At 70.9% G+C, this 9,734-nt stretch carries 6 protein-coding genes and 1 pseudogene; 2 read left to right on the top strand and 5 right to left on the bottom strand.

All coding sequences use genetic code 11. The annotated features are described in order from the left end of the window. Nucleotides 1-270: 270 nt before the first annotated feature. The 3 genes and pseudogenes from BZL64_RS34270 to BZL64_RS34280 form a co-directional block, all read right to left on the bottom strand. A pseudogene (locus BZL64_RS34270) lies at nucleotides 271-1,944 on the bottom strand (acyclic terpene utilization AtuA family protein); the annotation flags it as partial. Beyond that, the gene (locus BZL64_RS34275) at nucleotides 1,941-2,735 is read right to left on the bottom strand and encodes a TIGR03084 family metal-binding protein (RefSeq protein ID WP_086772987.1); all 795 of its coding nucleotides are present in this window, start codon (nucleotides 2,733-2,735) and stop codon (nucleotides 1,941-1,943) included. The gene BZL64_RS34275 and the pseudogene BZL64_RS34270, both read right to left, overlap by 4 nt. A 196-nt stretch (nucleotides 2,736-2,931) precedes the next feature. Continuing rightward, nucleotides 2,932-3,267: a helix-turn-helix domain-containing protein gene (locus BZL64_RS34280; RefSeq protein WP_244205674.1), complete on the bottom strand. Its 336-nt coding sequence runs from the start codon at nucleotides 3,265-3,267 to the stop codon at nucleotides 2,932-2,934. 271 nt (nucleotides 3,268-3,538) lie between these two features. On the opposite strand from BZL64_RS34280, the gene BZL64_RS34285 reads away from it, so the two are divergent. Next, on the top strand, nucleotides 3,539-4,096 hold the full coding sequence (locus BZL64_RS34285) for a phospholipase A2 (RefSeq protein WP_158101580.1): 558 nt from the start codon (nucleotides 3,539-3,541) through the stop codon (nucleotides 4,094-4,096). A gap of 142 nt (nucleotides 4,097-4,238) precedes the next feature. Here BZL64_RS34285 and BZL64_RS34290 read toward each other — a convergent pair whose 3' ends face one another. After that, nucleotides 4,239-6,821 carry an ABC transporter permease gene (locus BZL64_RS34290; protein WP_086772984.1) on the bottom strand — a complete coding sequence of 861 codons (2,583 nt, stop codon included), beginning with the start codon at nucleotides 6,819-6,821 and terminating at the stop codon, nucleotides 4,239-4,241. Further along, on the bottom strand, nucleotides 6,818-7,606 hold the full coding sequence (locus BZL64_RS34295; protein ID WP_086772985.1) for an ABC transporter ATP-binding protein: 789 nt from the start codon (nucleotides 7,604-7,606) through the stop codon (nucleotides 6,818-6,820). Before BZL64_RS34295 ends, BZL64_RS34290 begins: the two co-directional genes overlap by 4 nt. A 409-nt stretch (nucleotides 7,607-8,015) precedes the next feature. On the opposite strand from BZL64_RS34295, the gene BZL64_RS34300 reads away from it, so the two are divergent. Beyond that, entirely contained in the window at nucleotides 8,016-9,530 is a 1,515-nt protein-coding gene (locus BZL64_RS34300) for an MFS transporter (protein ID WP_086772986.1), read from the top strand. The last annotated feature ends 204 nt before the right edge of the window (nucleotides 9,531-9,734 follow it).

The following is a 9,734-nucleotide window of genomic DNA, read 5'->3' on the forward strand; positions in this document are numbered from 1 at the left end:
GACCTGAGGCCCCGCGCCGGGGAGGTCCCGGCGCGGGGCCTCAGGTCGGTCCCGGTGCGGGGCCTCAGGTCGGTCCCGGTGCGGGGCCTCAGGTCGGTCCCGGTGCGAGGCGTCAGGTCGGTCCCGGTGCGGGGCCTCCGGGAGGTTCCGGTGCGGGGCCTCCGGGAGGTTCCGGTGCGAGGCGTCAGGTCGATCCCGGTGCGGGCCCTCCGGGCGGTCCAGGGAGCGGCCGTCCGGAAGGTCCCGGTGCAGGCCCTCGGGAAGGTCCCGGTGCAGTTCCTCCGGGATGTCCAGGTGGCGGGAGCGCAGCCATTCGCCGAGCGCCTTGGCCTGCGGGTCGAAGCGGTGCTGGGAGGCGACGCCGGCGCCGAGGAAGCCTTCGACGACGAAGTTCAGGGCGCGCAGCCGGGGCAGGACGTGCCGGGTGACGCGCAGCTCGCCGCTCTCCGGGATCAGTTCGCGGAACCGGTCGACGGTCAGGGTGTGGGCGAGCCACCGCCAGGCCGCCTCCGACCGCACCCACACGCCCACGTTGGCGTCCCCGCCCTTGTCGCCGCTGCGGGCCCCGGCGACGAGCCCGAGGGGCGCCCGCCGCACGGGCCCGGCCGGCGGCGGCTCGGGCAGCGGCGGCTGCGGTACGTCGTCCAGGCCGAGGGTGTCGATGGCGGGGGGTACGGGGACACGGCGGCCGTCGGCGAGGACGGCCACGTGGTCCACCTCGCCCTGCGGGACGTACGCGGCCTCGAACACGCCGTAGGGGGCGCCCTTGCCGGGCGGCGCGAGCACGTGGAAGCCGGGATAGCTGGCCAGCGCCAGCTCCACGGCCGCACCGCTCAACGCCCGCCCGACGACGGCCTGTTCCGGGTCGCGGACGACGAGCCGCAGCAGCGCGCTCGCCGTCTCCTCCGTCCCGGCGTCACCACGGTCGGTGCGGACCAGGTCCCAACGGACGTCCTGCGGCGCCGACTTGTCGAAGGCCTCCGCCATCTGCCCGCGCACCAGCTCCGCCTTGGCCTCGATGTCGAGGCCGGTCAGCACGAAGACGACCTCGTTGCGGAATCCGCCGATCCGCGTGCGCCCCACCTTGAGGTCCGGCGGCGGCGCCTCGCCCCGCACTCCGTCGATCCGGACGCGGTCCGGGCCGTCCTGGGTGAGCCGTACGGTGTCCAGCCGGGCGGTGACGTCCGGTCCCGCGTACCGGGCGCCGCCCGTCTCGTACAGCAGCTGGGCCGTGACCGTGCCGATGTCGACGAAGCCGCCCGTGCCCGGATGCTTGGTGATGACGCTGCTGCCGTCGGCCTGCAGCTCGGCGAGGGGGAAGCCGGGCCGGCGGACGTCACCCTCCCCGAAGAAGGCGTAGTTGCCGCCGGTGGCCTGCGTCCCGCACTCCAGGACGTGCCCGGCGACGACGGCTCCCGCGAGCCGGTCGTACTCGGTGGGCCCCCAGCCGAAGTGGGCGGCGGCGGGCCCGGTGACCAGGGCCGCGTCCGTCACGCGCCCGGTCACCACGACGTCCGCGCCCTCGCGCAGACAGGCCGCGATGCCGAAGCCGCCGAGGTAGGCGTGCGCGGTGAGGCTGCCGGGGTACCGGGGCCCGAGGTCGTCACCCTCGACGTGCGCGACCCGTACGGGGATGCCGAGCCGGTCCGCCAGCGCCCGTACGGCGTCGGCGAGTCCGGCCGGGTTGAGGCCCCCGGCGTTGGTGACGATCCTGACCCCGCGCTCGTGGGCGAGGCCGAGGGTCTCCTCCACCTGGCGCAGGAAGGTGCGGGCGTACCCGGCGGAGGGGTCCTTCAGGCGGTCCCGGCCGAGGATCAGCATGGTCAGCTCGGCGAGATAGTCGCCGGTGAGGACGTCGAGTTCGCCGCCGGTGAGCATCTCGCGCATGGCGTCGAAGCGGTCGCCGTAGAAGCCGGAGGAGTTGCCGACGCGCAGAGCCCTCACCCGCCGTCCCCTTTCGGCGAACGGCCGGGGCCGGGCGGGCCCGCGAAGGCCTGCGCGATGTCCAGCCAGCGGTCGGCGTCGGGGCCCTCGGCGTGCAGCGCGAGGTCGGTGCGGTGGGCGCGCTGGGTGACCAGCAGGCAGAAGTCGAGCGCGGGACCGGTGACGCGCTGGGGGGCGTCCTCGGGGCCGTACGCCCACGACTCACCGGAGGGACTGCGCAGTTCGACCCGGACGGGGTCGGCGGGGGCGGGGAGCCCGTGCACGCCGAAGGAGAAGTCGCGGGTGCGGACGCCGAGGCGGGCGATGTGCCGGATGCGGTCGGTGGGGGCGCGGGTGACGCCGAGCGCCTCGGCCACGTCCAGGCCGTGGGCCCAGGTCTCCATGAGGCGGGCGGTGGCGAGGGAGGCGGCCGCCATCGGGGGGCCGTACCAGGGGAAACGGGCGCCGGGTGGGGCCTTGCGCAGCGCCTCGTCGAGGGCGGCACGGCCTTCGCGCCAGCGGGCCAGCAGCTCGGCGGGCGGGAGTCCGGCGGCTTCTTCCGCGCCCTGGTCGACGAAGGAGTCGGGGGCGGCGAGGGCCTGTTGGACCAGGGTCCGGAACCCGTCCTCGTCGGTGGCGGCGACGAGGGCCGAGCGGTCGGTCCAGGCGAGATGCGCGATCTGGTGGGCGACGGTCCAGCCGGGGGCGGGGGTGGGAAGGCCCCAGCGATCGGGACCCGCCCCGGCCACCAGCCGGTCGAGTTCGTCGCTTTCGGCACGCAGGTCGTCGAGCACGGGCGTCGGGTCGGCCATGGGGAGGAGCATGGCAGCGAGCCAATAAACAAGCAAGCATGCTTGCATTATTTATGAGGGCGGAGGAGACGGAGTCGAGGAGGAGGTCGGCCGCGGACGATTGGCAGATACAGGCCGGCGACACGCCGTAGAACCGGCAGATCGGTGGCCTGTATCTGCCGATCAGCGTCCTCCGGGCCTCGGCCTTGCCGTCAGGTCAGGTCATGTCACCGCCGCCGGCGAAGGTCACGGTCACTCCGCGCCCGGGGTCCATCGACACGAGCAGGGCCGAACCGAAGGCCTGGGCGATCCTTTCCAGCAAAGGGAACGTCGGCATGCACTTTCCGTGTTCCAGCCGGGAAATCGCCGCTTGCGTCAGACCGGAGAGTTCCGCGAGCCGCGCCTGCGTCATCCCTGTTCTTCCCCGCCATTCCCGCACGGCTCTTCCCAGGGTTTCCTCCAGCCTTTCATCATGAATTTCCCCGCACTCGGCATGCGCCCAGGCCATCCCCCGTTGATGACGCTGCACCTTCACTCCCGGATCGCTCGACACCGACGAACCTCGGAACGGACATCCCTCCGAACACTAGTCCAAGTGCCGCCCCGCAACGCCCACTTGAGCAACATCTGAGCTTGCCCTCACCGGCTCCGCGCAATATAGCGAGACTGGTATATGCCCCCACATCTCACCCATCGAGCGAGGTCAGAAACGCGGAACATTCTGTTCCGATTTCCTCCGCCGGCCAACTCGTCAAGAAGTCAATTGATCCCGTTGCGCGGACATGCCATGGTTGCCGCCAACCACTCCGAAAAGGAAAGCAACCATGACCAAGTTGCGCACCGCACTCCCCGGAATCGCCATTTCTGGCATCCTTCTCGCCACCGCGGCCACGCCCGCGATAGCGGATTCCTCAGCCGCCGAAAATTCCGCCTCCCCGTCGGCCACCGCCGCCGTGACCAAGGCGCAGAAGCTCTCCAAACTGAAGAGCCTCACCGGGGATTCGAACGCCTCGTCACTGAGGTGGAGCGATGCGCTCTCCCTGCACCTCGGTCACAAGCAGGCGATCGAGAAGTACCGCTTCAACTGGAGCACCAACTACTGCAACTCCTCGCCGGACACCCTTCCCGGCGGCTACGACTTCAGGTGGGGCTGCTACCGCCACGACTTCGGCTACCGGAACTACAAGACGCTGGCGGGCAACTACTACTTCAAGCGGGATCACAAGCTGCGCATCGACAAGGCCCTCCTCAGGGACCTGAACACCGCTTGTGGGTACCGCCCCTGGGCCGACCCGTACACGCCCGCTCAGCGCAAGAAGCTGAAGGAAGCCTGCCTCAAGACCGCGAAGAAGTACTACCAGGCGGTACGCGCCACCGGCTGACCACCGGCGCGGGACGGGCACATACGGCCGGCGGGGCACGGAGTTTCCTCTCCGTGCCCCGCCGGCCTGTCGGTCCGAAACGACTCGTCCGGTCCGTCTGTCTCTTGTCCGGTCCGTCTACCTCATATCGATATCGGTCCCGTCAGTCTGTCGCGATGGCGTTCAGGACGTTCATCCGTGCCGCCCTGAACGCCGGCACCAGGGCCGCGAACAGGCCCACGAAGGCCGAGGCGATGAAGACGCCGATGATCGTCGGCCACGGGATGTCGAGGACGGTCAGGCCCTCCAGTGCGAGGAGTCGCTGGGCGGTGGCGCCCCAGCCCATGCCCAGGCCGAGGCCCAGCAGGGCGCCGAAGACCGCGATCACCACGGACTCCAGGCGGATCATGCGGCGCAGCTGGCGGCGGGAGAGGCCGATGGCCCTCATGAGGCCGATCTCCCGGGTCCGCTCGACCACGGAGAGGGCCAGGGTGTTCACGACACCGAGGACCGCGACGATGATCGCGAGCGCGAGCAGGCCGTAGATCATGTTGAGCAGCTGGCCGATCTGGTCCTTCAGTGCCTGCTTGTAGTCGGTCTGGTCGCGCACGGTGTACTCGGGCATGCCGTGCAGGGCCGACTTCAGCGCCTTGTAGGCGGCATCCTGCTGCCCCTTCTCGGCGGTGGCGAACAGCATCAGGTCGAGCGGCATCCGGTCGGCGGGCACGTACTTGGCCGCCGTGGTGATGGAGGCGTACATGGCCCCCTTGTCGATGACTACGTCGTCGCTGGTGATGGCACGGACCGTCAGCCTGGCCGTCGTACCGTCCTCGAAGTCGACGGCGACCGCGGAGCCGAGCTTGATCCCGTGGGCCTCGGCGAAGTCCTCGTTGACGGACATCGAGTCGGCCCGGTAGGCGTCGGCGAGGTTGCCGGCGACGGTCTCGGTGCGCAGGTCCTGGGCGTACGTCGCGTCGGCCGCGTTGATCGTCTCGTCCTTGGTGACCTTGCCGTCGGGGGTGGTCAGGGTGGCCTCGAGCAGCTTGTACTCGGTGACGCGGGCCACGCCCGGGGTCTCCTTCACGGCCTTCACGGCCTGCGGGTTGATGAGCGCGCCCTCGTTGTCGCTCTGGATGATGAAGTCCGTGCCGACGGTCTTGTCCAGCTGGTCGGTGGCGGATGCCACCATCGAGGAGCCGACCACCGACAGGCAGGCCACCAGGGCCAGGCCGATCATCAGCGCGGCGCCGGTGGCCCCGGTGCGGCGCGGGTTGCGCAGCGCGTTGCGCTCGGCCATCCGGCCGACGGGGCCGAACATCCGCAGCAGGACCGCCCCGAGGACGCGGACCAGGCCGCCGGCGATCAGCGGGACGACGACCACGAGGCCGACCAGGGTCAGGACCACGCCCAGGCCCAGCCACGCCGAGCCGTCCTTGGCGGTGTCCGCGGTGGCGGCGGCGTACAGGCCCCAGCAGCCGGCGGCCGTCAGGACCAGGCCGGAGACGGCACGTACGACACCTGCTCTGACGTCCGCCGGGGCGCCGGCCTCGCGCAGTGCGGCCATCGGGGAGATCCGCCCCGCGCGCCGGGCGGGCAGGTAGGCCGCCAGGACGGTGACGACCACGCCGAGGAGCAGACCGAGTGCCGGAGTCGTCCAGACGACGGTCAGGTCGCTGCTGGACAGGTGCATGCCCATGAGGCCCATGAGTTTCATCAGCCCGATGGCGACGCCGATCCCCGCGCCGACGCCGAGGACGGAGCCCACCCCGCCGAGCAGCAGGGCCTCCAGGAGCACCGATCGGTTGATCTGCTTGCGGGAGTAGCCGAGGGCGCGCATCAGGCCGATCTCGCGGGTGCGCTGGGCCACCAGCATCGAGAAGGTGTTGACGATCAGGAAGATGCCGACGAGGAAGGCGATCCCGGCGAAGCCGAGCAGCGCGTACTTCATCACGTTGAGGAAGCCGTTGACGTTCTGCTGGTTGGCGTCGGCGACCTCCTTGGCGGTCTGCACCTTGTAGCCGCCGCGGAGTTCGGCGGCCACGCTCTGCTTCAGCTGGGCGTCGGTGACGCCCTGGGCGGCCGTGACGTTGACGTTGGTGTAGACGCCGGTCCGGCCGACCAGGGTCTGCTGGGCGGTTTTGGTGTCCAGGTAGAAGATCGCCGCGCCGGGGTTGGTGACGGTGAAGGTGGCGATGCCGGACACGCGCGCGTGGTGCGTGCCGACGACCGTGATCACACCGATCTCGTCGCCGAGTCCCAGGCCGTGCTTGTCGGCGGTGTCGGCGTCGACCAGGATCTGGTCGGGCCCCTTGGGCGCCGCACCGGAGGTGATCTCCATGGTGCGGGCCTCGTTGCTGTTCCAGTTGCCGACGATGGTCGGCGCCCCGCTGCTGGGCGAGAGCTTGTCGAGGTCGCCGTCCACGACGGTCGCCGAGGTGGAGAACACCGTCCCCTCGGCCTTCAGGACGCCGTCGGCCTTGCGCACCTCGTCGAGCACGGAGGCCGGCATGACCGGCGGCTTTCCGGTGCGGGAGGTGGTCTCGCCGGTGTCGGAGGCGCCCTTGGCGCTGACCGTGACATCGGACGCGGTGGCCTGGAAGAGCTTGTCGAAGGTGGTGGTCATCGTGTCGGTGAACACCAGCGTCCCGCAGACGAAGGCCACCGACAGCAGCACGGCCACGGCCGACAGGGCCATGCGTCCCTTGTGCGCGAGGAAGTTGCGCATCGAGGTCTTCATGACGGTCATGAGGTACGCCCCCGGGCGTCGAAGTCCTTCATGCGGTCCAGGACCTGCTCGGCCGTCGGCTGGTTCATCTCGTCGACGATGCGGCCGTCGGCGAGGTACAGGACGCGGTCGGCGTAGGAGGCGGCTACGGGATCGTGGGTGACCATGACGATGGTCTGGCCGAGTTCGTCCACGGAGCGGCGCAGGAATCCCAGGACCTCCGCACCGGCCCGCGAGTCGAGGTTTCCGGTCGGCTCGTCGCCGAAGATGATCTCGGGGCGGGCGGCGAGGGCGCGCGCCACGGCGACGCGCTGCTGCTGGCCGCCGGAGAGCTGGGTGGGCCGGTGCTTGAGCCGGTCGGCCAGTCCAACCGTCTCGACGACCTGCTGCAGCCAGCCTTTGTCCGGCTTGCGGCCGGCGATGTCCATGGGCAGCGTGATGTTCTCCAGCGCGTTGAGCGTCGGCAGCAGGTTGAACGCCTGGAAGATGAACCCGATCCGGTCCCGGCGCAGTTGCGTCAGCTTCTTGTCCTTGAGGCCGGTGATCTCGGTCTCGTCCAGGTAGATCTGCCCGGACGTGACGGTGTCCAGGCCGGCGAGGCAGTGCATCAGGGTGGATTTGCCGGACCCCGAGGGGCCCATGATCGCGGTGAAGCGGCCACGGGCGATGTCCACGTCGACGTGGTCGAGGGCGACGACGCGGGTCTCCCCGGACCCGTACGCCTTGACGACCTGCCGCGCTCGAGCGGCAACGGCCGTACGCCCTCCAGTACCCCCGTGCCTGGGAATGGTCACAGCCGAAGTCACGTGAATCTCCTCTGTCGGAAGTTTGGTGCGCGGGTCTGACGCGTTCGGTGCTACGTCGAAGAGTCTGTCGGCGCGACCGGGTGCGGCGCGCTGGTGCTCGGGCCCGTCTTCGAGGGGGGTTAACCCCACCTCCGGCCGGTGGGGTTGCCCGCCCCGGCGACGTAAAGCCAGGTTAAGGAGCGGAGTGGGCCTCTCTCGTCCTCCGGCGGTACGAGCCCTCCCCGAGCCGTAGTACGGAGAGACCCCTAGGGGCTGTCCACCGGTGGGTGGAGTGCGCCTCGGGGTCGTGTCCACCCTCTGACCCGGTCAGGCTCCACCCTCCCCTCGCGTCAGGGTCAAGTGGGAAGCTGTCCGCGGCGATAGGTGCAAGGGGCACGGGAACGCGGGACGGACAGGGGTGGGGCATCGGATGGGCGACATCGGACCCGCGACACGGGAAGCCGCCGGGCAGGGCACGGACACCGGGGACACCGGGAAGCGCGGTGCGGTCGTCGCCGCGCTCATGCTGTCCATGGCGCTGGCCGCGCTGGACTCCACCATCGTCTCCACCGCCGTACCGCAGATCGTCGGCGACCTCGGCGGGTTCTCCGTCTTCTCCTGGCTGTTCTCCGGCTATCTGCTCGCCGTCACGGTCACCCTGCCCGTCTACGGCAAGCTCTCCGACACCTTCGGCCGCAAACCCGTGCTGGTGGCCGGCGCGGTGCTCTTCCTGCTCGGCTCGCTGCTGTGCGCGCTGGCCTGGAACATGGGTGCGCTGATCGCGTTCCGGGTCGTGCAGGGCCTGGGCGGCGGCGCCTTGCAGGGCACCGTGCAGACCCTGGCCGCCGACCTCTACCCGCTGAAGGAACGCCCGAAGATCCAGTCCAAGCTGTCCACGGTGTGGGCGGTGTCCGCGGTCGCCGGACCGGGTCTGGGCGGGCTGCTGGCGGCGTACGCCGACTGGCGGTGGATCTTCCTCGTCAACCTGCCCATCGGCGCGGTGGCGTTGTGGCTGATCGTGCGTCACCTGCACGAGCCGCAACGGGAGTCGCGGGCCCGCGCGCGGGTCGACTGGGCGGGCGCGCTCGCGGTGTTCGCGACCGGCGGGGTGCTGCTGACCGCGCTGGTGCAGGGCGGGGTGGCCTGGCCGTGGCTGTCGGCGCCGTCGCTCGCCCTGTTCGCCGGGGGTCTCGCCCTGGCCGGCCTGGTCGTGGTCATCGAGCGCCGGGCCGCCGAGCCGATCATCCCGGGCTGGGTGTGGCGCCGCCGTACGATCGCCGCGGTCAACCTCACGCTGGGCGCGCTGGGCCTGCTGATGGTGGCGCCCACGGTGTTCCTGCCGACGTACGCCCAGGCGGTGCTGGACCTGGATCCGGTGACGGCCGGGTTCGTGCTGTCGGTGTGGACGCTGAGCTGGCCGCTGTCGGCGGCCCTCAGCCAGCACGTGTACCGGCGCATCGGCTTCCGCGACACCGCCCTCCTCGGCATCGGGGCGGCGACGCTGATCCTGCTCGCGTTCCCCTTCCTGCCGTATCCGGGCGCGGCCTGGCAGCCGACGCTGCTGATGCTGCTGCTCGGCGCGGCACTCGGGCTGTTCCAGCTGCCGCTGATCGTCGGCGTGCAGTCGACGGTCGGCTGGTCGGAGCGGGGCACCACGACGGCGTCGGTCCTGTTCTGCCGTCAGAGCGGGCAGACGATCGGCGCGGCACTGTTCGGGGCGGTGGCCAACGGGGTGCTGGCGGCGCGGCTGGGCGGCGCGGGAGACCTGGACTCCGTCGCCCGCGACCTGGAGGCGGGCGCCCCGGCGGAGGCGACCCGGCACGCGGTCGCGGACGCCGTGCACGCCGTGTACCTGGGCGCGGCCGGTGCCGCCGCGCTGGCCTTCCTGGTGCTGCTGTGCGTGGCCCCGCGCCGCTTCCCGGTACTGGGCGAACCGGACGACTGACCCGCCGGGACCGGGCTGCCTGACGAACCGGTGCTGACCTGACTGATCGTCATCTCCCGGCGCCCCCCTTTCTCCCGCCCGTCTCCTCGAAATCGTCAGCGTTAACGCGGGTAACACCCCAGCTCGGCGGCCCTGCGGCGATGGCAAGCGCATACCGACCACTCAGTTTGTCGAAACTCTCGCGCGCGAGAGTTTCGACAAACT

It is taken from the genome of Streptomyces bobili (assembly GCF_002154575.1).
GTDB classification, from domain to species: domain Bacteria; phylum Actinomycetota; class Actinomycetes; order Streptomycetales; family Streptomycetaceae; genus Streptomyces; species Streptomyces bobili.